The 24,528-nt window shown below is 35.2% G+C and carries 19 protein-coding genes; 18 read left to right on the top strand and 1 reads right to left on the bottom strand.

Features of this window, described 5'->3' with window-relative positions; genetic code table 11:
- Genes B2906_RS01385 through B2906_RS01360 form a run of 6 tightly spaced genes read left to right on the top strand, consistent with a single transcriptional unit; the run spans position 1 to position 5,843 of the window.
- Positions 1 to 864 carry a glycosyltransferase gene (locus B2906_RS01385; protein WP_286935370.1) on the top strand — a complete coding sequence of 288 codons (864 nt, stop codon included), beginning with the start codon at positions 1 to 3 and terminating at the stop codon, positions 862 to 864.
- Entirely contained in the window at positions 865 to 1,803 is a 939-nt protein-coding gene (locus B2906_RS01380; protein WP_286935368.1) for a glycosyltransferase family 2 protein, read from the top strand.
- Entirely contained in the window at positions 1,796 to 2,857 is a 1,062-nt protein-coding gene (locus B2906_RS01375; protein WP_286935366.1) for a hypothetical protein, read from the top strand. The genes B2906_RS01380 and B2906_RS01375 overlap by 8 nt, the downstream gene beginning before the upstream one ends.
- 52 nt (positions 2,858 to 2,909) lie before the next feature.
- Positions 2,910 to 4,094: an O-antigen ligase family protein gene (locus B2906_RS01370; protein ID WP_286935365.1), complete on the top strand. Its 1,185-nt coding sequence runs from the start codon at positions 2,910 to 2,912 to the stop codon at positions 4,092 to 4,094.
- 20 nt (positions 4,095 to 4,114) lie between these two features.
- Positions 4,115 to 5,152, top strand: a complete 1,038-nt coding sequence (locus B2906_RS01365; protein WP_286935364.1) for a glycosyltransferase family 4 protein — start codon at positions 4,115 to 4,117, stop codon at positions 5,150 to 5,152.
- Entirely contained in the window at positions 5,145 to 5,843 is a 699-nt protein-coding gene (locus B2906_RS01360) for a WecB/TagA/CpsF family glycosyltransferase (protein WP_286935363.1), read from the top strand. The genes B2906_RS01365 and B2906_RS01360 overlap by 8 nt, the downstream gene beginning before the upstream one ends.
- 61 nt (positions 5,844 to 5,904) lie before the next feature.
- Here the strand turns inward: B2906_RS01360 and B2906_RS01355 are convergent, their stop codons facing one another.
- The gene (locus B2906_RS01355; RefSeq protein ID WP_286935362.1) at positions 5,905 to 7,230 is read right to left on the bottom strand and encodes a right-handed parallel beta-helix repeat-containing protein; all 1,326 of its coding nucleotides are present in this window, start codon (positions 7,228 to 7,230) and stop codon (positions 5,905 to 5,907) included.
- Here B2906_RS01355 and B2906_RS01350 point away from each other — a divergent pair.
- The 12 genes from B2906_RS01350 (at position 7,229) to B2906_RS01295 (ending at position 24,495) form a co-directional block, all read left to right on the top strand.
- A complete protein-coding gene (locus tag B2906_RS01350) occupies positions 7,229 to 8,953 on the top strand; it encodes a capsule assembly Wzi family protein (protein ID WP_286935361.1) in 1,725 nt (574 codons plus the stop codon). The two genes, B2906_RS01355 and B2906_RS01350, sit on opposite strands and share 2 nt — an antisense overlap.
- A gap of 169 nt (positions 8,954 to 9,122) precedes the next feature.
- On the top strand, positions 9,123 to 10,427 hold the full coding sequence (locus B2906_RS01345; protein ID WP_286935359.1) for a nucleotide sugar dehydrogenase: 1,305 nt from the start codon (positions 9,123 to 9,125) through the stop codon (positions 10,425 to 10,427).
- Positions 10,428 to 10,561: 134 nt separating this feature from the next.
- Positions 10,562 to 11,305 (top strand): polysaccharide biosynthesis/export family protein, encoded by a 744-nt coding sequence (locus B2906_RS01340; RefSeq protein ID WP_091654519.1) that lies wholly within the window; start codon positions 10,562 to 10,564, stop codon positions 11,303 to 11,305.
- Between the two features lie 311 nt (positions 11,306 to 11,616).
- Positions 11,617 to 13,698 carry a GumC family protein gene (locus B2906_RS01335; protein ID WP_286935358.1) on the top strand — a complete coding sequence of 694 codons (2,082 nt, stop codon included), beginning with the start codon at positions 11,617 to 11,619 and terminating at the stop codon, positions 13,696 to 13,698.
- Between the two features lie 157 nt (positions 13,699 to 13,855).
- Positions 13,856 to 15,658 carry an ABC transporter ATP-binding protein gene (locus B2906_RS01330; protein ID WP_286935357.1) on the top strand — a complete coding sequence of 601 codons (1,803 nt, stop codon included), beginning with the start codon at positions 13,856 to 13,858 and terminating at the stop codon, positions 15,656 to 15,658.
- Positions 15,658 to 16,746: a glycosyltransferase family 4 protein gene (locus B2906_RS01325; protein ID WP_286935356.1), complete on the top strand. Its 1,089-nt coding sequence runs from the start codon at positions 15,658 to 15,660 to the stop codon at positions 16,744 to 16,746. Before B2906_RS01330 ends, B2906_RS01325 begins: the two co-directional genes overlap by 1 nt.
- 2 nt (positions 16,747 to 16,748) lie before the next feature.
- Entirely contained in the window at positions 16,749 to 18,629 is a 1,881-nt protein-coding gene (gene asnB / locus B2906_RS01320; RefSeq protein WP_286935355.1) for an asparagine synthase (glutamine-hydrolyzing), read from the top strand.
- Positions 18,630 to 18,785: 156 nt separating this feature from the next.
- A complete protein-coding gene (locus tag B2906_RS01315) occupies positions 18,786 to 20,162 on the top strand; it encodes a hypothetical protein (RefSeq protein ID WP_286935354.1) in 1,377 nt (458 codons plus the stop codon).
- Position 20,163: 1 nt separating this feature from the next.
- On the top strand, positions 20,164 to 21,303 hold the full coding sequence (locus B2906_RS01310; RefSeq protein ID WP_286935352.1) for a glycosyltransferase family 4 protein: 1,140 nt from the start codon (positions 20,164 to 20,166) through the stop codon (positions 21,301 to 21,303).
- A 14-nt stretch (positions 21,304 to 21,317) separates the two neighbouring features.
- A complete protein-coding gene (locus B2906_RS01305) occupies positions 21,318 to 22,457 on the top strand; it encodes a glycosyltransferase (RefSeq protein WP_286935351.1) in 1,140 nt (379 codons plus the stop codon).
- Positions 22,454 to 23,554, top strand: a complete 1,101-nt coding sequence (locus tag B2906_RS01300; RefSeq protein ID WP_286935350.1) for a glycosyltransferase — start codon at positions 22,454 to 22,456, stop codon at positions 23,552 to 23,554. Before B2906_RS01305 ends, B2906_RS01300 begins: the two co-directional genes overlap by 4 nt.
- On the top strand, positions 23,551 to 24,495 hold the full coding sequence (locus B2906_RS01295; protein ID WP_286935349.1) for a glycosyltransferase: 945 nt from the start codon (positions 23,551 to 23,553) through the stop codon (positions 24,493 to 24,495). The genes B2906_RS01300 and B2906_RS01295 overlap by 4 nt, the downstream gene beginning before the upstream one ends.
- The last annotated feature ends 33 nt before the right edge of the window (positions 24,496 to 24,528 follow it).

The following is a 24,528-nucleotide window of genomic DNA, read 5'->3' as shown; positions in this document are numbered from 1 at the left end:
TTGATAGTCTCTATAATTATTCCAACTTTTAGAGAATGGCAAGTACTTGTCAGTTGTCTAAGAGCCCTAAATCAGCAGACGTTTCCCGTAGGAAGTTTTGAAATCATTGTAGTCAATAATGATCCGAATTCAGTAATTCCAGAGAACTTTCCAATTGAATCCAATGTGAAAATTTTCACAGAGGGAAAACCAGGTTCTTATGCTGCCAGAAATTTAGGTCTCAGCAAAGCAAAAGGTAAATTCATAGCTTTTACGGATTCTGACTGCATTCCAGATAAAAATTGGTTGAATGAGGGAATAGCTCTTCTGGAAAATGGGTATGATTTGGTTGGTGGGAAAATGAAGTTTTTTAAGCCGGTGGGAGGAGATCACAAGGCTTTTTTGTTTGAAAGTAGGTTTTCATTTCGTCAAGACAGAAATGTATTAGTAAATAAGCAAAGTATCACGGCTAATCTTTTTGTTAAGAGGTCAGTTTTTGACCAAGTAGGAAATTTTGACGAAAACCTAATGTCAGGCGGTGATTATGAATGGACAAAAAGGGCGACTGATGCAGGCCATAGCATAGCTTATGGAGAAAAAGCTCTTGTATTACACCCATCAAGAAGAGATTTTCAGGCTTTAATCAATAAAAAAAAGAGAACAGCCGGAGGGATGTATTATAGTTTCTTCGAAGGTTTTTCCTTAGTGAGAAAACTGGGTTTTACCATATGGATATTAAGACCTCCAATCACGATTTTTAAATTTTCCGGTTTATCTTTTACGGAAAAAGTAAGTCTTTTTCAGGCTAGATGGTACTTGGAGTGGGTGGGTGTAAAGGAAATGATCAGCCTTCATTTAGGGAAAAAATCTGCTCGCCGAGAATAAATGTTTAGTGTAATCTGTCCTGTTTTCAACAAAGAAAAGGAGCTTAAAGAAACAATAGAATCGGTTTTGTCCCAGGACTATCAGGATTTCGAGTTAATTCTGATAGAAAATGGTTCTACGGATAATTCTCTTTCTGTTATTCATTCCTTCAATGACCCTAGAATCAAGCTAATACAAACCAATCAAATTGGCCCTGGAGCTGCCAGGAATGTTGGTGTTGCCCAGGCAAAAAATGACTGGCTTGCTTTTTTGGATGCGGATGATCTTTGGGAAAAATTTCACCTGCAGAATATTTTGGAGGTAATTTCAAAACAACCGAATATAAATTTTTTTTCAAGTTCTTGGAAAGTTTTAAAAAGCAATACTTTTAGTTCATCTACCTTAGCCACCTCTATAAATGAAAAGAGAATTTTCTTCTCTGAAAAGAGAGTTTTGGAATTAACTCTTCAAAATTCTCCTCCATTTTGGACTTCAGCAATCGTGGTTCATAAAAAGTTATTTAACCAAGTAGGTGGCTTTCCGGAATCACTGCCGGCGCATGGGGAGGATGTTGCTCTATGGATTCAGTTAATTAGGCTTCAAAAGGGGATTCATTTTATCAATGATCTTTCTGCTTCCTATAGGGCTGATAGTTCAAACATGATATCTAAAGAATTTAAAGTTAGTTTTCCGGGGCATATTTTTTCAACAGTAAATTTGATTTTAGAAAAAGTGCAAGACCCAGAATTAACTATTCTTTGGAAAAAGTTTGCCAATAAATATCAGTTTTCATCTCTTTCTAAATCAATTATTAGTGGGAGGTTTGAAAAAAGGAATTTGAAATACCTTTTTCCGGAAACCGACTTGAAAACCAAAATTGTGCAAATACTTCTTAGAAATAATTTAATTAGAGGTATTTTTAAATCATATTTAATGAAAAACCAAAGATTCCATGGCTAATGAGTCTGTAGATATCGGTGAATTATTCCGATTTTTCGCAAAGCAGAAAAAGAGGTTGCTTACATCCTTATTGATCATGCTTGGGTTTGGTTTGGTAGTCATTCTTTTGACTAGAAATCATTATAGTTCCACCTTGAAATTTGTAGCTCAAAATAATTCTTCTTCAGGTGGCATCATGAGACAATTGGGAGGGTTGTCTGGCTTAAACTTGGGAGATTTTAATAGTCAGGAAACTGGCAATATATCTCCACAGCTGTATCAGGAAATTATTTACAGTTATCCTTTTTTGTGGAGATTGAGTAAGAAATCAATCGAAATTGAAGGGCAAAAACAGAAATTAGGTTTGTTTGTGGAGGAAAATAGAAGGCCTTCTATACCTTCTTTAATCAAAAAATACACCATCGGTTTACCAAATGTTTTGTTTGGAGAAGAGCCTCCACAAATAAATTTGGACTCTGAAATTAAAGATTCTCTTGTTTTTGCTCAAAGAGAATTGATTCCAATGTTTAATGAATATAGAAAGTTGATACTACTCACTGAGGATCCTAAAAACGGATCCATTTCTATAGAAACCCAAACGGTTTCTCCTGAAGTTTCAGCACAGGTATCTGCGCATGTTTTTGAACTATTGTCAGAATATGTTACGGAATATAAAACAGAAAAGGCAAAGCAAAATCTGGAATTTATTCAAGAGAGATTCTTAGAAGCACAATCAAAATTTTACGATACCCAAAAAAGCCTCTCAAATTTTAGGGATAGAAATCAAAATTTGAATTTCTCTTCAGCAAGAGCTCAGGAAGAGAGATTATTGGCGGAATATAATCTAGCCAGTAATCTTTATAATAATTTGGCAATTCAACTGGACCAGGCTAAAATAAAAGTTCAAGAGGATATTCCACAACTTACCATCATTAATCCGCCAGTTGTTTCCTATCAAGTATCCAAACCAAATATCCCATTAATATTAGCATTATCAGTTTTCTTGGGAGTTATAATTGCTTTCGTGAGAATTCTCCTCGCGTATTTCAAAAGTCAATTTGACAGCGCTAAATAAAAGTCAGAGCTTTCGGACAGTATTTGCCCTACTTCAGGGAATTCTTCTTTTTATGACCTTCACCTACTTGTTGGTAGACTGTTTCAATGGTTTGCTAATGAGGATAGGAATTGGGATTAGTATTTCCCAATTATACAAAATGGGGCTTTTGGCAGGAATGCTTCTATTTTTATTAGGAACGAGGCCCCTTGCATTTTTGGCAGCATTTGGCTTAATCCTATTTTTTTTAATGCCGCTATTATTTAAGTCTTTGCTTTCAGGCGACACATCAACATTCGTTGGGAATTTTGGATATAACCTCAAACTGATTCTATTTCCTGTTTCATTTTTATTCTTTTCAAATCTTGAACTCAGCCAAGAAAATTTAAAAGCTTATTGGAAGAGTTTCGTTTGGTTTAATTTTATTTTAATTGCCTTTAATATCTTTTTAGGTGTTTTAGGTGTAGGTTACAGTCAATATGACAGTCCCGAAGGGCAAGGTATAGGAGGGAGAGGCTTCTTTTTTGCAGGGAATGAAGTGGCAGGTATTTTCCTGCTTTTTTCAGGTGTTAGCTGGTATTTAACCAAGAATTTAAACGGAATATCCAGATTTTTATTTTTCCTTTTATTGTTGGTTTTAGGTGTTTTAAATACCTCAAAGACGGCAATTTTGGGGATTATTTTAATTGTTGGACTCATTGAAGTTCCAAAGTTTTTCAAAAAAAGAATGTCATTAGGGAGATTTTTTGGTTTGCTCTCTCTTCCACTTTTAGTAATTGTTTTAGTTGGAATTATCTATTGGGGGATTCAAGCTACAGGCCTGATAGACAGGATTACATTTTTTTATGATAAACTAGACCTCTTGACTTTTATCTTATCAGGTAGAAATCAAATGGTTCAAGGGGCAATGACTTTTTATCCCTCGATGTATTCTTTTTGGGACTATTTATTTGGCGTAGGGAATCAGGAGTTTTTAAAGTTGATGGGCATTTACCATGGAAATCCGCATACGATTGAAATTGATTTTTTTGATTTGCTATTCATGAATGGATTCCTTGGTCTTTCTCTTGTTTTGGGAATATTTGTTTGGGCAACTTTTAGAAGTCTCAATCAAAAACAGAGTAAATCACCTATTTGGGCTATCAATCTCGTTTTGCTTTTTGTTTCTTTTATGGCAGGGCATATTTTCAACTCTGCTATGTTGGGAATTAGTCTAGGAATGTTGAATGGCCTTGGATTCAAATATTGGAAAAATTGAAAATCTATTTGATTTCCAATATGTACCCTTCTGAAAAAAGTCCCAATTTTGGGGTATTTGTGAAAAATTTTGAAGAAGGAATCCAAAGCGAGGATGTTCAAATAATTGATAAAACAATTATCCAGGGCAAGAAAAAAGGTATATTATTACTCTTGGCCTACGTTAAATTCTTTATTGAATGTGTTTATAAATTAAATAAAGGTGAATTTGACTTAGTCTATGTTCACTTTCTACAGCATTCCTTAGTTCCGCTTCATTTTTGGTTAAATTCATCTTCCAAAAAAATGGTTTTGAACGCTCATGGTACTGATATTACTGCTTCGTCTCCATTTTATAGAATACTCAGAAAATGGAATTTATCGTTGATTCGACATGCTGATCTTATAATTATTCCTTCGGATTTTTTTAGACAGAAGATTGAAGGACTGGGAGTAAAAAGAGAGAGAATCAAAATTTCTCCTTCAGGCGGGGTGAAAAAAGAACTTTTTTATCCAATTAATTTTCAAGAGATAAACAGAGGTACTTTGGGATATGTAGGGAGGTTGGATCCCGGTAAAGGAGTAGACACTTTAATTCATGCATTTTCTGAATTGCCCACAGATAAATTAAATCTTGAAATTTGTGGACCAGGCATTTTGAAAAATGATTTATCAGCGATCTGTGTGAACTTAGGGATTCAAGATCGAGTTAAGTTCCTTGGAAATGTACCTCAAACTCAATTAAGAGCCATTTTTGAAAACTGGGACGCATTGGTTTTTCCTTCCCAGCTAGAAGAAAGCCTTGGTTTAGTTGGAATTGAAGCCATGGCCTGCGGTTTACCTGTGATAGGAACTGCAATGGGAGGTATGGAATCTTATTTAAAAAATGGGGCGAACGGTATCATCTTTGAGTCAGGAAACGTTAAGGACTTAAAGGAGAAAATTTTAGAGTTTTATGGTTTGGAAAATGAATCCCGAGAAGAATTATCCAGAAACGCAACTGTTACAGCCAAGCAATACTATTCAGAGCAAGTTAATGAAAGACTCAGACAATGGCTCAGAGAACTCTTTTATGCCTGAATTTAGATACGTAAATGGCATTAGGATATTTGGCTTCCCTGATAAAACTTCCTTGATTAATTATGTTCAAGGTAAGAATGAGATTCTGGTAGCTGTAAATGCAGAAAAAATTAAGAATGCTGACCAAGAACTTAAAGATGTTATCAATAAAAACATTGGGTATCCCGATGGAGTAGGGGCAGTTTGGGCTTTAGGCCAAAAAGGGATCAAAAATGTCGCTAAAATACCGGGAGTCGAGCTTTGGTTAGAATTTGTAGAAAAGCATTACCTGAAAAAATCATTTTACTTTATTGGAGCCAGAGAAGAAATAATTCAATCTACAGTTGATAAATTGAAAGAAGAATTTTCTGGGATTAATTTAGCCGGTTATCGAAATGGGTATATAAAGCCACATGAAATGGATGGCCTAATCCATGATATTCAAATAAAGAAGCCAGACTATGTTTTTGTGGCTATGGGCTCACCAGCTCAAGAAAGGTTGATGATGAGACTTTCTGAAATTCATCCGGCTATCTATATAGGTTTAGGCGGGAGTTTTGACATTTATTCGGGAAAGACGAAAAGGGCACCTCAATTTTTAATTGACCTGAAACTGGAATGGTTTTACAGGTTAGTGACAGAGCCTAAAAGGTTGAAGAGACAATTAAAGCTAGTCGGTTTTGTGAAAAACATGATTCTCAAAAAATATTAAAGAGATTCCCCAGTTTTCAGGGCTAAATTTTTATTGAGATAGAGGATTAAAAGAATTAAAATTATTGAATGATATCAATTCCTGACTTGGATTGATGTTTGATTTTAATGTTTTTGGCCTTTTTATCCTCTGATTTAATCAGGTCAACAGAATAATTATAGAGTCCGAATATTTGGGTAGTTTTCAATTGGTTATCAAAACACAAGTTTCCCCTGAACCGACTATCTGAGACGTATTCTTTAATGGCAATAGCTCCTCGAGTGGAGAGAGTTACTCCCCTTTGATTGCCATTAATAGCTGAGTTATTCAGTACTCTAGCATTCTTCATTTGCCTGAATAGAAAACCATGAAGTCCACTATTTCTAGCAATGTTCTTTTGAAATAATAAATTTTCTGAGATTTCAGGGTATGGATGTGATGCAGTTTCAATCCCAAACCCATTACCACATCCTACAGCTTGGTTATTGATCAATTTAGTATTGGATTGAGGAACATGAATCCTGAAGCCATAATTACTACAATTTTCAGCGAGGCAATTTTCTATCAAAGCTCCTTGTTTGTAGGCGATTGCAAAACCACTTCCAAAACCTGTATTAGGCGAATCACCTCCTAATGCTCTGCAGTCTATGACTTTCAGGTTATTTACTATTAAGTAATACCCATTATCCTCAAACCAATACTCTGCATAATTTTTAAGTAGCGTTATATTTTCACCTTCTGCATAAAACCCTGTTCCAGACTGCGAGCTTTTAGAGTTTTTTACCAATATGCCAGAACCTATTACCAAAATCCCCCTTGGTCTTCCTGCATTATCTTTTGAGGTAAATCCTTGGGCTCGGAAAACGCTCACATTTTCAATACTGTTTTCAGTGTTTTGTTCTTTAGAATCATAAAATGCGACACCATGCCAGGTATTTTCTGTGGTTACATCATTAATATTTGATTTGGTGCAATTACGAAGGCAGATACCTCCTTTGGCAGAAAGCTGACCTTTTTCAAAATTGCCATTAATGCTGATTTTCTCCACAGAAATCTCCTCATTTTTCACTGAAGGATTGGTTGTAATTAGTGCTTGGATTTTTGGGTCTGTCCAGTTTTTGGAGTCTTTTTTTCTAAAAAATATAGTTTCACTTTCTGAAACTCCTTTGAGATGAATGAAAGATTGAAGGATAATGGCATTTTCTAAAAGAAACTTACCTGATGGAATTAAAATTGTACCTCCTCCAGCTGATGAGAGACTGTCAATAATATTATTAAGAGTAGAGCTCACATCTGATTTTCCTGTAGTATCCAATCCTAAGTTTCTTGTGTCAACTATTCTTTGACTGTAGAGATGAGAGTTGAAAAAGATGTTGGTTAAAAAAAGAAGAGTAAAGATTTTTTTCATGTGTAGTATAGAAATGAAATTTATTAAAAATACTTATTTAAATCTGAACCTACTTTTTAAAGGCCTAGGCTTATTCTTCTTCTTCTTCTTCTATTTTTTTTGGATTGAAGGGTACTCTCAAACCATTGTTGCCTCAAATCCAGTAATTGAAGAATACTTTAGAAGGAGTCAACTCTTAGAAGAAAATGCGCATAATTTCTCTATGAACCTGCGACCGGTAGATCTAGGCAGAAAGCAGTTTCTGGAAGTATGGAAAGGGGGAAATACTAGTTTTTCCAATACTGAATCAAGAAAGTCTCAAAATTATTTTTCCTTACTTCCTTTACGTCAATCTATATCATTTAATTCTAAGCGGACTTACGGTTGGGGAAACGGTCCATTACTTCCTAACGTGGGCATTTCAAGCTATACCAGTACTGGTCTATCGGCCAAGTGGTTTATTTTCAGACTTCAGCTTGCACCAGAGTTCGTTTACTTGCAGAATAGGGCTTTTCAAGGATATTCTGGAGATTTTTCTGATGCGGTTAACAGAGCACGTTTTTTTTACTGGAGCTTTGGAGATTATCCTGAAAGATTTGGTGACCAGGCTATCAGCTTTCTTTGGTGGGGACAGTCTAAGTTTACAATTCAATTGGGTTTTTTAGAAACGGGGATCTCCACAGAAAATATTTTTTGGGGACCGGGACAATTCTCTTCTTTGACATTTAGCAATAATGCCAGAAGTTTTCCTCACCTGACATTGAGAAGTAGAAGGCCAGCTAAAACGTTCTTGGGTGAGTTCGAAGGGGAGTTATTAATTGGTAGACTGGAGGATTCCGGTTATTTCCCATCCCAATTGCCAAATTTAAATCAAAGGTATTTTAATCGATTTACGGGAGATTATAAATATTTGAATGCTCTATTAATTAGTTACCAACCTAAATGGTTGAAAGGTATTTCAGTTGGTTTTGCCAGAACTCATCAACAATATTCAAGACAAATGGGCAATAGCTTTATGGACTATATGCCTGTAATTGAGCCATTTCAAAAGACGGTTTATGGATTTGATAGAGACAGCGAAGGAAGAGATCAACAAGTTACTTTTTTCGGGAGGTTTAAGTCTTTCAAGGCTTCTGCAGAGATGTATTTTGAGTATGGACGCAGGGACCACGCTTTCAACTGGCGAGAAGCCATTTTAAATCCAGAACATGCAAGAGCCTTTTTATTAGGTTTCCAAAAGCTTTTTCCGATTCCAGGAACAGAGGAATTTATTTCCATAAGATCTGAAATCCTTCATCAGCAAGAGTCCATTAATAGAACAATAAGGTACGCTGGATTTGGTGGAGGGTATACTTGGCATACTCACGGACAGGCTAGGGGTTTTTCTAACTATGGTGAGGCCCTGGGAACCGGCCCAGGGGTAGGCTCCAATGTTCAATCTTTTGAGATAGCTAAAGTTAAAGGTTTAAGTAAGAAGGGGATTCTTTTAGAAAGACTGGTCAATCATCAAGATTTTTATAGCAGAGCATTTAGGACAACCCCAGAAGTAAGACCATGGATAGATTACAGTGTTGCATTACTTTGGGATCAACAGTGGAATAACTTAACCTTTAGCGGGAAAGCTCAATTGATTAATGCGTACAATTACCAATGGAAAAGCGGGGAGAATAGCAGAAGAGATTTCCCTGAAAGTTCTAACCAATTAGGTGCTTTTCTTCAATTTCATTTTCAATACCAATTCTAAAACGAATAAAGTGCTGAAAAATCTTCAAATATTTTTATCTAATAACAATGTGAGTAATTTTGGTACTCATTTTAGAAGAGTATTTCCTCTCCTGTAAAAAAAATAATGCTAAGTCTTTGTGACTGAGAGGGCGAAGCTATATACAACCATTTGAATAAATTCTTTTTCGATGATAAAATCTATTAATGATTCAAAAATTGCCATTATAGGGCTAGGGTATGTGGGGCTACCACTTGCTGTTGAATTTGCAAAAAAATTCCCGGTTATTGGTTTTGATATTGATAATCAGCGGATTAATTCACTTAATTCTGGTGTTGATTCCACTTTGGAAGTTGAGGATGATCTTTTAAAATCAGTTTTACTCAGCAATAATCCTCTAAACGGAGAAATAGGACTTTTTAATACTTCAGATAGCAGCTCTCTTTCTGATTGCAATATTTATATAGTTACTGTTCCAACTCCTACAGACAGGCATAATCGTCCGGTTCTCACTCCTATGCTAAAAGCATCAGAGAATATCGGAAAGTATCTTAAAAAAGGAGATGTGGTAGTTTATGAATCAACCGTATACCCAGGCGTAACTGAGGACGAGTGTGTTCCTGTTCTAGAGTCTATTTCTGGTTTAAAGTTCAACCAAGACTTTTTTGCGGGTTATTCTCCGGAAAGAATTAACCCCGGGGATAAAGAACATACCGTTTCGAAAATTTTGAAAGTTACATCCGGAAGTACACCGGAAGTAGCTGAGTATGTAGACCAGCTTTATAAACAAGTAATTACAGCAGGCACTCACAAAGCCTCATCTATTAAAGTAGCTGAGGCTGCGAAAGTGATTGAAAACTCTCAGAGAGATATCAATATTGCATTTGTAAATGAACTCTCGAAAATATTTAATTTACTGGGAATTGATACTCAGGAAGTTCTGGAAGCAGCTGGCACAAAATGGAATTTCCTTAATTTCAGACCGGGATTAGTTGGGGGACATTGTATTGGAGTCGATCCTTTTTATTTAGCACAGAAAGCGCAGGAAGTGGGCTATCATCCTGAAATTATTCTTGCGGGAAGACGACTCAATGATAGCATGGGTAAGCACGTAGCCACGGAGGTTATTAAATTGATGATGAGAAAGGATTTAAAAGTCATCGATTCAAAGGTTTTGATTCTCGGATTTACTTTCAAAGAAAATTGTCCTGATGTAAGAAATACCAGAGTTATTGATATTTATAAAGAATTGCGTTCCTTTGATATGGAAGTGGATGTTTATGATCCATGGGCAGATCCCTTAGAAGTGAAACATGAATACGATGTGGACATTTTATCTGGAGAAAATGCTCCCGATTTTCATAAATATTCGGCCTTGATTTTAGCAGTCTCTCATGATCAGTTTAAACAATTGAATATCAAAAGATCACCCAACCAAGTTGTTTTTGATGTGAAAGGCGTTTTGCAAAAAGATCATGTGGACGGAAGGTTGTAGCATTCGAATAACTTCTATAATTTTCAAAGTAAATCTTTAAACACAAAATGAGCTTTAAAAGAAATCAACTGTTTTTTTCGCTTTTATTACTTTTCCTCCTAGGGTCTTGTATTTCAAATAAGCGAATCATTTACATGCAAGATCTTGGAAAGGATTCCGAAGCCCACATGTCTTCTGATGAAAGGATGGGGTATAAATTTGAAGAATACTTGCTTCAATCCTTTGATATAGTAGAAATCAATATAAAGACAACGAGTCCTGAGTTGAATGAATTACTTTCTGTTGTCAATATTGATAATAACGCGGGCGCTGCCATGATGGGCGGGGGTGGAGGCCAAGGAGGAGATGTTTTTTTTATGAATGGATATACACTTGACGAGAATGGAAAGGTGGAGTTGCCTTTGATCGGAGAGGTAGAATTGGTGGGAAAAACAACTGCAGAGGCTAAATCAATCATAGAAGATAAAGTCCGAAAATATGTTAATGAGGACGAATTTTTTGTCCGAGTTCGGTTAGGAGGTATTCGTTTTAGTGCTTTGGGAGAATTTAATTCATCCGGGAAAATGACGATTCTTCAAAATCGGGTTACGATTTTTGAAGCTATAGCTGCAGCTGGTGACTTGACGATACTTGCCAAAAGAAATAACCTGGTTTTGCTTAGACAATACCCAGATGGTTCTCAAATTCACAGGATTAATTTGAATGATAAAAATCTTTTGAGTTCTGAGTTTTATTTTATTAGACCTAATGATGTTTTATATGCAGAGCCTCTTAAAGTTAGAGAGGTTGGAACTGCAACCAATTTTATTCAGACTTTGACTCTTGTGACTTCAATGATCACTGCATTTGCCCTAATTACAACGTTTGTTAGAAACTAATTATCATGAATGAATTCGAAGATGTAGATTTTTCTGAAAAGCCAGATAAATCCATTGATTTCAAGTCAATTCTTCCTAAGATCTTAAGAATTTGGCCTTGGATTATTTTATCAGTAGGAATTTCCTTAGCGATTGGTTTCTATCTAACCAAAACCACTGTTCCACTATTTAGTGTATCGAGTAAGTTTTTTATCAAAGAAAAAGAGTCCGCTTTTGCACTTTTTGAAAAGCCAAGCATCACTGAGGTAGGAAATGTAGGGCTTCAAAATGAAATCATTATATTAAAATCCAGACCAATCGCTGAAGCTACATTGAAAACGCTGGACTTTGATGTAGAATACTTTACCAAAGGAACATTTATATATAACAGACTTTATAAAAATACTCCAATACTTGTTCAGGTAGATTGGTTAGCTCCACAGGTTACTAATGGACTTTTAAAGATCTCATGGGAGAATAATGAATCATTTACGGTGTCTTTCGAAGACGATTATTATACTAAATATTTGCCTGACGGGACATCCATTACCTTAAATAACATTCCAAAACCAGAAAGCTTCAAATTCGGCGATTGGGTTGAAACCATAAATTTCAGACTAAAAATATCAAAAGTTGACCCTGAGAAATCTGGAGAAATCTATGTAAAAGTAAGAGATATTAACTCACTGGTTAATCAATTTTCAAATTCGTTAAGAGTTTCCCCAGTTGAACGTGGCGCTTCAATAATGAATTTAAGTATAAATACTACCAACGTTGCAGTTGGGGAAGTATACTTGAACTCATTAATGGACACTTATTTAACGAATGAGCTAGAGGAAAAGAATGAAGTTTATTCCAATACAATTAAGTTTATTGACGATCAAGTTTCAGGTATTGAAGATTCGTTAAGATTTTTTGAACGTCAATTAGAAAGCTTCAGATCTCAAAATCGGTTTTTTGATTTAAGTGCGGAAGGGTCTGCAGTTTTTAGTCAATTATCAGAGCTTGGGACACAACTGAATGAAGAGAAATTCAAAAGGACTTATTATCAGAGTCTTAAGGATTATTTAGTAAGAGAGAATTATAGAGACCTAGTTGTGCCTTCCGGAATAGGAATAGATGATCCGATTTTGAACGCGCAAATTGAAAATCTCTTATCTCTTCAGGTGGATAAGTCTAGACTACTTGCAACACAGACAGAAATTTCGCCGGCTGTGAAAGAAGTAAATCGAAAAATAGCCGACTTGAATGAAACGATTCGTGAAGTTCTGACAAATGTTGATGATAATGCAAGAAGGCTTATTGCGGATCTAGAAAGGAGAATTTCTGAGACTGAGAAATCTTTCAGAAACCTTCCTCAGACAGAGCAAAATTTAATCAGGATTGAGAGACAATTTAAGTTATACGAAAACCTCTATACCTTTTTGATGGAGCGGAGGTCCGAGTCAGCGATTACGAAAGCTTCAAATAAAGCCGCAAATAAAATTATTGAAAGGGCGTCAGGAGGTTATCAATTATCTCCAAGACCAATTAGAAATTATTTAGGTTTTGCTCTAGCAGGTGTTTTTATACCAATTTTTGTTGTTGTACTTAGGGAGTTTTTCAGGACGAAAATTGAAGATGCTAAATACTTGGAGACTCATTTGAAAACTTCCTTGGTAGCAACAATACTACATAATAAATCAGATGACAACCTTGTCGTATTTAAACAGGGTAAATCCGGTATAGCAGAAGGGTTTAGATCATTAAGGGCGAATTTGAGATTTCTTCAGCCAAACGAAGAAAAAATAGCGCTCATGTTAACATCAACCATTTCAGGAGAGGGTAAAACTTTTTGTGCAATCAACCTCGCATCGGTTTATTCCCTTACAGGAAAAAAGACCATCCTTGTAGGATGTGATATGAGAAAGCCTAAAATTTTCGATGACTTTAACTTAACAAATGACAAGGGCCTTTCTACGTTATTGAGCGGTCAAGAGAAAGACTGGAAAAAGGTGATTAAGCCTACAGAGTTTGAAAATTTGGATATCCTGGTATCTGGTCCAACTCCTCCTAATCCAGCCGAACTTTTGTTTACTGAGCGATTTGATGTATTAATGAATGAGTTAAAGGCATATTATGATGTTGTCATTCTCGATACTCCACCTATTGGTCTGGTAAGTGAAACATTGGATCTACTAAATTATGTGGATTTCACTCTATTCTTATTTAGACAGAATTACAGCCAAAGATCCTTTGTTGATGCTCTGAATGGTTTAAAATCCAGCAAAGGGTTAAAGAATATCTATGCCGTATTCAATGGTGTTGAGTCAAGTAATGTAACTTATGGCTATGGATATACTTATGGTTATGGCTACGGATATTACGATGACGATAAAAAAGGCAAAAAGAAGCTCAATAAGAAAAATAATTAAGGTCAATTAGGGGAGAACATTGTTTCTCTCCTAATTATTTTTTTGTCTTCCACTCACTGTGCACTACAAGTTTCATTTTACCAGCAATTAATAATCATATCTGGAATTTCTCATAAATAAGTAAGCAAGAGCCGTTTTAGATTGATTCAAACTTTATATGTTGAATAAATTAATTCAAAAATACTTTAGACACTTTTCATTCTTTTATTCCTTTTTAGGATATAGGATATTCTTCCTTCTTTTTTTAAGTCTATTGGTTGGATTATTGGATGGATTTGGTCTTGCTTTATTTATTCCAATATTTCAGATAGCTGCTGACAGTTCAGACCTAACGTCTACAAATCCAGAAACAATGGGGGAACTTCAATTCCTGCTTAACTGGATTCAAAACCTGGGTTTTGAATTGAATCTGAACGTGGTAATTACCTTCATGGTATTCCTTTTCCTATTGAAAGCCATCATGAGGTTTATTGACGGCTATTTCAAAATCAAACTCCAAAATCAATTTGTCAAAAAACTCAGATATCAACTGGTTAATGGACTAAGTGATTTAGACTACAAGGAGTTTCTTAATTTTGACTCTGGAAAAATCCAAAATACTTTATCATCGGAAGGAATTAAATTAACCTACGGCTTTTTGGCTTATTTTAATTCTTTGCAGCATGCTATACTTTTGTTGGTTTATATTGGCTTGGCAATGCTTTCCAACTTCCAATTCGCCATTTTGGTGAGTATAGGCGGGTATTTATCTAATCTTGTCTTTAAGTTTTTATTTACAAATACTGAAAAAGCTTCAATTGGTCTCTCAAAGCTTGGTAACTCCTTCCAGTCATTTTTAGTACAGGCTGTTTCTAACTTTAAATATTTAAAGGCAACAGATTACTTTTCTTCTTATCGACTTAAACTCATGGAGGTAATAGATAAGATTGAAAATAACCAAAAGAAAATTGGCATTTATTCTGCCATTATGTCTAGTACCAGAGAGCCGATTATTTTGGCAGTAGTAGTGCTTATTATTTTGATTCAGGTCAATGTTCTGGGAGGTAAGATGTCATCAATTCTATTAAGTTTAATGTTTTTGTATCGAGCACTAAACTATATAGTTACTCTTCAAGGAAGTTGGCAAGGATTTATTTCAAATATTGGTGGTCTACTGGCTTCAGTTGAGCTTATCGATGAATTTAAAAAAGGGAAGGAGAAAATTGATAGGACACATCCAGTGGAAAAAGTCACAACTTTGGAATTAGCAGATTTATCCTTTGCCTACCCATCAGGATTCAAAGTTCTGGATAAAATCAATATTTCCTTAGACCCATTAAAGACTTATGCATTTGTAGGAGAAAGTGGGAGTGGGAAAACAACTCTGGTAAACTTGGTCATTGGTTTGTTAAGTCCAAGTGAGGGGCATATCATAGTGAATGGTATGGAGAGGAATAAAGTAGATATCTCTACTTATCGCAGAAAATTTGGGTACATCACTCAGGAATCTGTAATTTTCAACGATACTCTTTTCAATAACATTACCCTATGGTCTGAGAAGACACCTGAGAATATTCAACTGTTTCAAAACGCCATTAAACTTGCCAACCTTCAAGAATTTCTTGAAGATCTTCCAGAAAAGGAAGAAACGTTCTTGGGAGACAATGGAATATTGATAAGCGGTGGACAAAAACAGAGGGTCTCTATTGCAAGAGAATTATATAAAAATGTAGATGTTTTAATTTTCGATGAAGCGACATCTGCATTAGACTCAGAGACAGAAAGAGCAATTCAAGCAAATATTGATAATTTGATGGGGAAATTCACCATCATTATCATAGCTCACCGACTAAGCACTATTAAAAAGGCGGATTGCATCTATTTAATGGAAAAAGGAAAAATCAAGGATTCAGGCTCTTTCCAAACATTACTCGGAAAGAGTTTGAAGTTTAAAAAAATGGTAGAACTTCAAGAGTTTTGATGAGAAAAATTAAAAAACTTCTTGTTTCAAATATTGAAGTTCCATCAGGCTTAATTGGAAGTTGGGTTAATAGAATTAGCTTTTTGATTGAAAATGACCCTGACTTTTTTGATTTTATCTTATCTCCCTCTAAAATACTAGGAGAAAAGAGTTTGCACTGCTCAAAAAAAAAATGGATATCCTATCATCCTCAATTATATAAATGGCAATTAAAAAACTGGGTTGCACAGGATTATCTTAAAGCTATTGAAAAAACTTTAAAAAGTTCTGATGATTTTTTGAAAGTTGTGGTAATGGATGACTTTGTTCTTTGCGAAGCTATTGCTCTTCTGAAAGAAAAATACCCTGATAGAATTGAATTAATATATTCCTACCACGGTCACTATTTAAATCTTCCGGAAAATTTTGGGCACTCAATTGATAAAATTTTTTTTCTAACTAATCTTGGTTATTTGGAGTCTTTGTCAAAAAATAAAATTTTTAGTCCTGAAGTTTTTATTGTCGGAAACGGCGTTCGTTCTGACAAGTTCTTTCCGCTAGACAAGCAAGATAAACTTAAGGCAAGGAGAGAAATGGGGTTTTCTGAAGATGATGAAATAATCGTATGGATGGCTAATTCAAGACCAGCCAAAGGAATACATCTTTTTAAAAAAATAATTCCGCTTTTACTGGCTGAAGATCCCAATCTCAAATTTTTAATAATTGGTAACAAAACTGAACTGAATATTGAGTCAAATAAAGTACTTCAATTAGGCAGACTCAGTCATGATTTGCTCCCAAAGTATCTTCAAATATCAGATTATTATTTCTTCACTTCGCTTTGGAAAGAGGGATTTGGGCTTTCATTAGTTGAGGCCATTAAAAGTGGGCTGTTTGTAATTTCTTCGGCCAATGGAGGTATTCCTGAGGTAATCAAGGATTGTGATCAAGTTGCCCTGATATCAGAACCCAATAAGACCGAAAATTGGGTAAAGAAGTTTTTGGAAATTAGGTCACGAAAAAAGTTGGACTTTGATCAAACTCGCCTTGCTGGTTTTCATTCTTATGAAGATTGGGAGCATAAATTTAAAAAGGCAATCGTAGAATAAAGATGTGTGGGATAGCTGCAATATTTTCTCCTAAAGGGAATTTAAACAAAAATGATTTTGCCAGGATGGATGCATCCTTACCACTGCAAGCACATAGAGGTCCTGATTCCCATGGTGTTTTTTCAAATGATTTCATTTCCTTAGGCCATAATAGACTATCAATTATTGATCTTTCGGATTCAGCTAATCAGCCTTTCAGTAGAGTTGATCTGGGTTTAAAAATTATTTTTAACGGCGAGATCTATAACTATCAGGAAATAAAGAAAGATCTATTACGGAAAGGTCACAAATTTTATACAGACTCTGATACAGAAGTAATTCTCGTAGCTTTTCAAGAATATGGCGAAAAGTTTTTAGAAAGGCTTGTAGGGATGTTTGCTTTTGTGATTTACAAAGAACAAGACAACTCAATATTTGCTGCCAGAGATAGATTCGGAGAAAAACCCATATTCTATATTTTCGAAGATGGGGTTTTATACCTTGCCTCCGAATTGAGAACATTGATATCTCTTTACCCGAAAGAGTGTCAGATAAATCAGGAAGCGGTAGTAGATTTAATAGAAAATCTTTATATATCCGATTCACATACCATCTACAAAGAGGTAAAGAAATTTCCAAAGGGGTCGTATTTAAGTTTTTCAGAGGAGCCCAATTTTTCTACTTATTATTCTCTTCCCTCAGATCTAGTTCAACCCATTCCATTTGAGCAATTAAAAAGGCTTACAAAAGAGAAGTTATATGAAATTATCGCGCGGGAGCTTCATGCAGATGTGCCAGTAGCCTCTTTTTTAAGTGCTGGCATTGATTCTTCCCTAATTACGGCCATTGCAAATGATATCAAACCCGGTATTCAAGCCATAACTATGAGCACCCAAGATGCTCAAATGGATGAATCATCGGCAGCAAGCAAATTTGCCAAGCTACTCAATATTAATCATGAAATAGTACCTGTGGATGTAGATTCATTGCAACATCTTTCCTATATACTCAAGGATATAGAACCATTAGCAGATGCTTCTTTGATACCATCCTATATGGTGACGGATCAAATAAAATCCAGATTTAAAGTAATGCTCTCTGGAGATGGAGGAGATGAATTATTTGGCTCTTACAATAGGACTAATGTATATGACAGTCTAAAATTCAAAGGTATCCCTGGAGGTAAAAAAATTGTTAAGAGTATTTTAAATAATACCTCTCCTTGGGTCGAGAAGCATTTAGGAATTAGACTTGATGACAGGACAAGGATAAAATTGGGTGGTTGGAACGGCTATTATCAAAAGAATAATTTAAATAACTCTTTGATAGAAAAGGTTTTTAATAATCAGACTAATAAAGGTTTGGCTTTTAAAAAATTTTTGGAGATTGAAGAAAAATTAGGAACAGACCACCAAAAAATTAGCTTTCATTTCGATTATGAAACTAGACTTCCAGGAGCATTTTTGCAGAAAATTGATTCTGCCTCTATGCACAGTAGTGTAGAAGTCCGAGCTCCTTTTCTGGATCATACCTTGGTGGATTTAATTATGAAAATCCCAAACTCTTCATTAATGCCAAATAAGATCGATAAGGAACTGACAAAGTCCATTTTAGTTGATTTTACTAAAAAACCCATACAGGGTCCTAAAAAAGGATTTTCAATTCCATATTCAAAATTCATGCAAGGAGAATGGGGAGATGTCTTACTCGATTATATCAATGAAGGAAAATCAGCTTCACTTTTAGATATAAATCGAGAGGGTGTGAAAGAATTAATAATTCAACATCAAAGCAATCCAAGTCCAACTTTAGCTAGAGTTCTTTTTGCATTATTGGTTTTGGAAATTTGGATAAGAGTTTTTCACCTTAATGTGTATAAGGCAGATTCAGTTTATACACCATAGACATTTTTCTTTTTTGCTCATTGTAATAGGCTTTAAAAGCAAACTGTATGATTCTCATAAATTTTTAGATGATCCAGAAAATCCAGTTTTAATGCCTGTTTCAGCATAAACAATGTACTTTTTCAAGTTGAACCATTTAATCAATAAATTAAATAAATGAAATTTTGCTTTTTAATACCGGACGGTGTAGGAATAAGAAATTATCTATATAGTGATATCATTAAGGATCTTACTTCAGGGAGTAACGAAGTAATTATTTGGCATAGTTTAGGAAAAGCTCAAATCTCTCAGGTTAAGGAAATTGTAGGTTTGGACTTTTTGGACTATGATTTTATTCACAGGCCTGAACTCCCTCTTGTAAAGTTTATTCGAGAGACTACTACTTATGCTAGGTTAAAGCAAAATGTAAAATTGAAGGAAAACCCAACTATTTTGGATAATTGGATGCCAAGAAAAATTGGATGGAAGAATAAACTATTTTATAAATTAGTTGAGAAATCGGCCTTATTTTTAAATAATTACCGTGAGATTCATTCTTTTGAAAAAATTGGATTCTTGCAAGTAAGAAAGAGCCAAGCATATAAAGAATCCTTGCAATTTTTGCGAAAAACTAAGCCAGATGTCCTATTCTGCACCCATCAAAGAGTGCCCTCAATTACTCCGGCAGTATTGGCTGCTCAGGATCTTCAAATAAAAACTTTTACAGCTGTCTTTTCTTGGGATAATCTACCTAAAGCTAGGCTTGCATTTCGAACAGACAGGTACCTGGTCTGGTCGGATTATATGAAAGATGAATTGTTGACTTATTATCCGGAAATAGATGAGAATCAAATTGATGTTACCAGTACTACACAATTTGATTTTTACAGAAAGGAGGAATTGATTGACGAGAGGGCAGATTTTGCCGAAAAATATGGTTTGGATCAAGAAAAGAAATGGATTTGCTTTTCAGGGTCTGACAGTATTTCTTCTCCAAATGATCATGAATATTTAGAAGATGTGGCGGAAGCTCTCAAGAATCAAAATAATGTCCAGTTGATTTTTAGAGAAGTTCCAGTAGAGTCCATTGATAGGTTTAAGGAGGTTTTGTCAAAATTCCCAGAAATAAAAAATATCTCCCCAGAGTGGGTAAAAAGCTCACAGTGGGGCAGTTTTTTTCCTTTACCAAGTGATATCAAACTTTTAGTAAATCTGGCATATCATTGTGATGTCGTTATCAATTTAGGGTCTACAATGGCTCTTGATTTTGCTGTCTTTGGAAGTACGGCATTTTATTTGGCCTATGATCAACCTCATGAAAGAAAAAGGTTTGTGAAAGATGTTTACGGGTTTGAACATTTTAAAACGATGAATGGACTGGATGCAGTAGGTTGGATAAGGTCAAAAGATGCTATTCTGCCTTCAATTCATAAAGCCCTTTCAAGTCAAGGGGAGGTAGGCCCTGATAAGATGAAATGGTTTGAAAGAGTAGTACAGCCCCATAAGACGGAGACCTCATCCCAAAGAATTGTAAAAGCTTTAATAAAAAATTAGAATGCATCTTGTTTTCTTAACGAATGAATATCCACTGGAAGGAGTAATTCATGGTGGAGTAGGCACTTTTTTGAAATTACTTTGCCCAGAACTTGCCAGAAGAGGGCATAAAGTTACCGTCTTGGGCTTGTCTTCAATTTCCGAAAAACAAGTGGTAAATTCAGAAGGAGTAAACGTAATTACTATTCCCGCCTCCTCTCAATTAAAACCAAAAGCAATTTTTAATTTTCGAAAATTAAATAAGGAGTTGGATAAAATTCATCTTAACCATAAAATTGACGTGGTTGAAGGGCCAGAGATGTCTTTTTCTTTTATAAGAAAGATTCCTGGAGTAAAATATTTGATTCGAATGAATGGAGGACACCATTTTTTTTCCGAAGCAGAAAAGAGAAAAGTTAATTTATGGAAAGCTTTTATGGAAAAGCGTTCATTCTCAAATGCGGATGCTGTATGCGGTGTAAGTAGGTATGTGATGGATCATACAAAGAAATATATTGACTTCTCTTCCAAAGAAGGCCCTGTAATTTTTAATCCAGCTAATCTTGAAAATTTTTTCAAAGCTGATGAATCCAAAGTGGTTCCCGGAAGACTTTTTTTTGCAGGGACTATTTGTGAGAAAAAAGGAATTAGACAATTGATTCAAGCTTTTCATATTGTTCATGAAAAATTCCCGCATACTGAATTATTTATGGCAGGACGGGATTGGTTTTATCCCGATGGAACTTCCTACACAGAAAAGATTAAAGAGATTGTATCCAAGGATCTTTTTAAGTCGGTTCATTTCTTAGGTCCATTACCCAATTCTTCAATTCCTCAATGGATTGAGTCAAGTGAAATTTGCGTTTATCCTTCCCACATGGAGGCAATGCCTTTGGCTTGGATAGAAGTTATGAGTATGGGGAAGCCATTTGTAGCCACCAAAATAGGCCCAGCCTTTGAACTTGTAGATGATGGGATATCAGGGCTTTTAGCGGACCCACTGGATGCCAATGAACTTGCAGAGAAAATTCTCCAAATACTGGAAAATCAGGAATTGAAAGAGAGTTTGGGAAGAAATGCCAGAGAAAAAGTGCTGCGAGAATTCACACTGGAGGCCATTGCTGATCAAAGTGTAGAATATTACCAGCAATTGATTTCTTGAACTCTAAAACTCCCTTGAAGTCCCCCACAAACTTTTTGATCATCACTCATGTAGCCCATGTTAGATTTCAGGGGAAATATTGGGGATATGGGCCCTATGTTAGGGAAATGAATTTATGGGCAAGAAATGTAGCTTCAGTCACTTTATTGGCACCTCTTAGTAGTAAAAAAGCACCAGATCCCATAGACTTACCTTACGAATGTTCAACTTTGAGATTTGTACAGGTCGAAAGCTTCGAATTAACTAGTTTAAGATCTTCCTTAAAAGCGCTTTTTTTCTTACCGTCTATTTTTTTTAAAACTTGGAAAGAAATAAAAAAATCAGATCATGTTCACCTCAGATGTCCTGGAAATATGGGCTTGATTGGTGCAATCACTCAGGTTTTGTTTCCCTCAAAACACAAAACCGCCAAATATGCGGCTAATTGGGATCCCTCCAGTCAACAACCTTTCACGTACCGATTACAAAAAAAGATTTTAGCCAGCCAAGCGCTTTCTAAAAACATGAGAGTCCTCACCTATGGAAATTGGGATTCCTCAAATCAAAATTTAGTACCTTTTTTCACTGCCTCTTATTCAGAAAAGGATACAAAAGCTGTAAAACCCAGACAACTTTCTTTAGATCAAAAAATCCGGCTCATATATGTTGGGGGGCTACAAAAGGCTAAAAATCCTCTATTGAGTATTCGAGTTTGCCAAAAATTACTGGAAAATCATGTAGAAGCAGAGTTAAATCTTTATGGACAAGGTCCTGAGATGGAAAAGCTTTTAGATTTTGTTGAAAAAAATAATTTAAGCAATAACGTCATTCTTCATGGAAATGTGAATAGTGAAGAGTTGATAAAGGCCTATCAAAATTCTCATTTTTTAATTTTTGTTTCTGAAAGTGAAGGATGGCCTAAAGTAGTTGCAGAGTCAATGTTTTGGGCTTGTCTTCCTATAACTTCTCCCGTTTCTTGTGTGCCTCAGATGCTGGGAGATGAATCAAGAGGAGACCTTGTTTCAAATTCGGAAGATATGATTTTTGATATCATCTGTAGATATGTGGAGGAGCCTGAAAAGTATTATCAAAAGGCTCAATCTGCTAGAGATTGGTCGCAAAAATATACTTTAGAAAGATTCGAGCATGAAATTCAAAACCTCTTAAAAAATTGAGGATTATTCAATTAATTGATACCCTTGAAATGGGAGGAGCTGAAAGAATGGCAGTGAATATTTCTAATGCCTTGCATCAGGATGGAAATGAGGTTTTGGTCATTGTTTCAAGAAAAAAAGGCCCGCTTTCTAAATTTTTACTTGAAAGAATTCCTCTCATAAATTTAGAAAAAACTCGATTTTTTGATTTCAGAGCTTTTTATCAATTATACAAAGAAACTAAGGATTTTAACCCTGCATTTATCCATGCTCACGGAACATCTATTTATTGGGCTATAATACTTTCTTGGTTTTTTTCTTCCACAAAACTGATCTGGCATGATCACTTAGGAGTAAATGAAGAGGTCATTAAAAACAATCCAAGAAAAGAGCTCAAAGTTTTAAAAAGGTGGATTGATGGGATAATTGCTGTAAATCCAGTGATCCAAGACTGGTGGATTTCATTTTTAAATTTTAATCCCGAAAAAATTAAGTATATCAGAAATTTTCCATTTTTAAGTTTCAGTCTTTCATCAAAATCAGGGAAATCATTGGATATAGTTCATGTGGCGAATTTCCGTCAGGAAAAAGGACATCTAACTCTTCTTGATTCTTGTAAAATCCTTAAATCTCAGCAGGTGAAATTCAATTTAAGGTTAATTGGTCAAATCTTAGAAGCAGAGGTTTATGAAAAAGTTTTAAAAACTATCAAAACATATAAACTTGAAGATGAGGTTGAAGTTGTTGGGCCAGTAGATAATATCGCTTCTGAACTTGAAAAAGCTACTATTGGTTTGGTTTGTTCTGATCGAGAAGGCTTACCTGTATCGCTTTTGGAATATGGTTTGGCGAACCTACAGGTACTTTCCACAAGAGTGGGTAATTGCCCAGAAGTTCTGAATAATGGAGAATTCGGCTATTTGGTGGAGCCTGCTAGTCCAGACCAACTTGCATCAATGCTGATTTACATGAGGGATCATCAAGTTGAAGCCAAAGAAAAGTCCAATAAATTTCATAATCATGTAAGCTCAAATTATGGAGCGAAACAATTTTTAAAAGAATACTACAGTTTCTTGAAAGTAGTAAATCCGCATACTTTAATCCCTGCTTCCTTTTGAAAGTAATTATTCATAACATTTCGAATTATTATTCCTCCTATTACTTGCTTGGGCTTATTAAAGTCCATGAGCCTTATTTTTCTGCGTCTAAAGAATTTTCGAGCTTTAATAATAGGGGGTATATAGTTTTTGAAATCAACGGGAAATTAGGTGTCATTGATAATCATGATCCAATCGGGGTTAATGAGGAGTTGTATAAAAAATCTGATTTTTATTTTGTTACAAACAAAGTCAAGGGTAATCCATCCTATGAAAGAGAAAAAGTATTTCCATTGTTTCCTCATTATCCTATAGATGTAAGATCTTCTTATCTTAAATTATTTGGTGCCCATCCTTTTTTAAAGTTGAAGCCCATCGATTTTCTTAAAGAATTGTATGCTCAAAGTTTGAGACCATTATACAATTCAGAGCAGTTTCAATATCATGGCTCCAATTATGTCTTTTTTTCAGGTTCAATTTGGAAAAAGGAACCCTTCGCTAATCAGTTAAGAGCAACATTCATTCAAGCTTGTAAAGATCATCCTATGATTAATTTCGAGGGTGGGTTTGTGGAAAGAAAAGATGGACAGCATGGAGGTTATGATCACTTATTGAATACCAAGAAATACAAGCCAAGAGAGTTTGCTTCCCTTTCCAGACAGTCAAGAATTATTTTTAATAACCCAGCTGTATTAGGTGCAGTGAGTTGGCGATTAGCCGAAAGTCAAAATCTAGGTTCTTTTGTTCTTTCTTTCCCTTTTGATATTCATTTACCAAAATATCCCCTTCACGGTGAGGAGATTCATATGATCAACTCGTTGGAAGAAATTTCAGAATCCATTGATTACATCATGAAGAATGATTCTTATCATCAAAAGATTTCCAAAGGTGGAAAGTTGTTTTTTGATAAATATTGCACTCCAGAGAAACAAATCAATTTTGTGCTAAATTATTTTCAATAAGCCGCGAATAGATCTATTAAGCTTTTTTATTTA

This window comes from Algoriphagus sp. UBA3586 (genome assembly GCF_002376385.1).
GTDB classification, from domain to species: domain Bacteria; phylum Bacteroidota; class Bacteroidia; order Cytophagales; family Cyclobacteriaceae; genus Algoriphagus; species Algoriphagus ornithinivorans.
The sequence above is the reverse complement of the archived record's forward strand: the minus strand, read 5'-3'. Positions and strand labels throughout refer to the sequence as shown.

Bases quoted from the DNA above. Each gene is read 5' to 3' on its own strand.
- asnB (WP_286935355.1), top strand. From the start codon at position 16,749: ATGTGTGGGATAGCTGCAATATTTTCTCCTAAAGGGAATTTAAACAAA.
- B2906_RS01355 (WP_286935362.1), bottom strand. From the start codon at position 7,230: ATGAAAAAAATCTTTACTCTTCTTTTTTTAACCAACATCTTTTTCAAC.
- B2906_RS01325 (WP_286935356.1), top strand. From the start codon at position 15,658: ATGAGAAAAATTAAAAAACTTCTTGTTTCAAATATTGAAGTTCCATCA.
- B2906_RS01380 (WP_286935368.1), top strand. From the start codon at position 865: ATGTTTAGTGTAATCTGTCCTGTTTTCAACAAAGAAAAGGAGCTTAAA.
- B2906_RS01365 (WP_286935364.1), top strand. From the start codon at position 4,115: ATGTACCCTTCTGAAAAAAGTCCCAATTTTGGGGTATTTGTGAAAAAT.
- B2906_RS01375 (WP_286935366.1), top strand. From the start codon at position 1,796: ATGGCTAATGAGTCTGTAGATATCGGTGAATTATTCCGATTTTTCGCA.
- B2906_RS01330 (WP_286935357.1), top strand. From the start codon at position 13,856: ATGTTGAATAAATTAATTCAAAAATACTTTAGACACTTTTCATTCTTT.
- B2906_RS01360 (WP_286935363.1), top strand. From the start codon at position 5,145: ATGCCTGAATTTAGATACGTAAATGGCATTAGGATATTTGGCTTCCCT.
- B2906_RS01370 (WP_286935365.1), top strand. From the start codon at position 2,910: ATGACCTTCACCTACTTGTTGGTAGACTGTTTCAATGGTTTGCTAATG.
- B2906_RS01310 (WP_286935352.1), top strand. From the start codon at position 20,164: ATGCATCTTGTTTTCTTAACGAATGAATATCCACTGGAAGGAGTAATT.
- B2906_RS01340 (WP_091654519.1), top strand. From the start codon at position 10,562: ATGCAAGATCTTGGAAAGGATTCCGAAGCCCACATGTCTTCTGATGAA.
- B2906_RS01345 (WP_286935359.1), top strand. From the start codon at position 9,123: ATGATAAAATCTATTAATGATTCAAAAATTGCCATTATAGGGCTAGGG.
- B2906_RS01350 (WP_286935361.1), top strand. From the start codon at position 7,229: ATGTGTAGTATAGAAATGAAATTTATTAAAAATACTTATTTAAATCTG.
- B2906_RS01315 (WP_286935354.1), top strand. From the start codon at position 18,786: ATGAAATTTTGCTTTTTAATACCGGACGGTGTAGGAATAAGAAATTAT.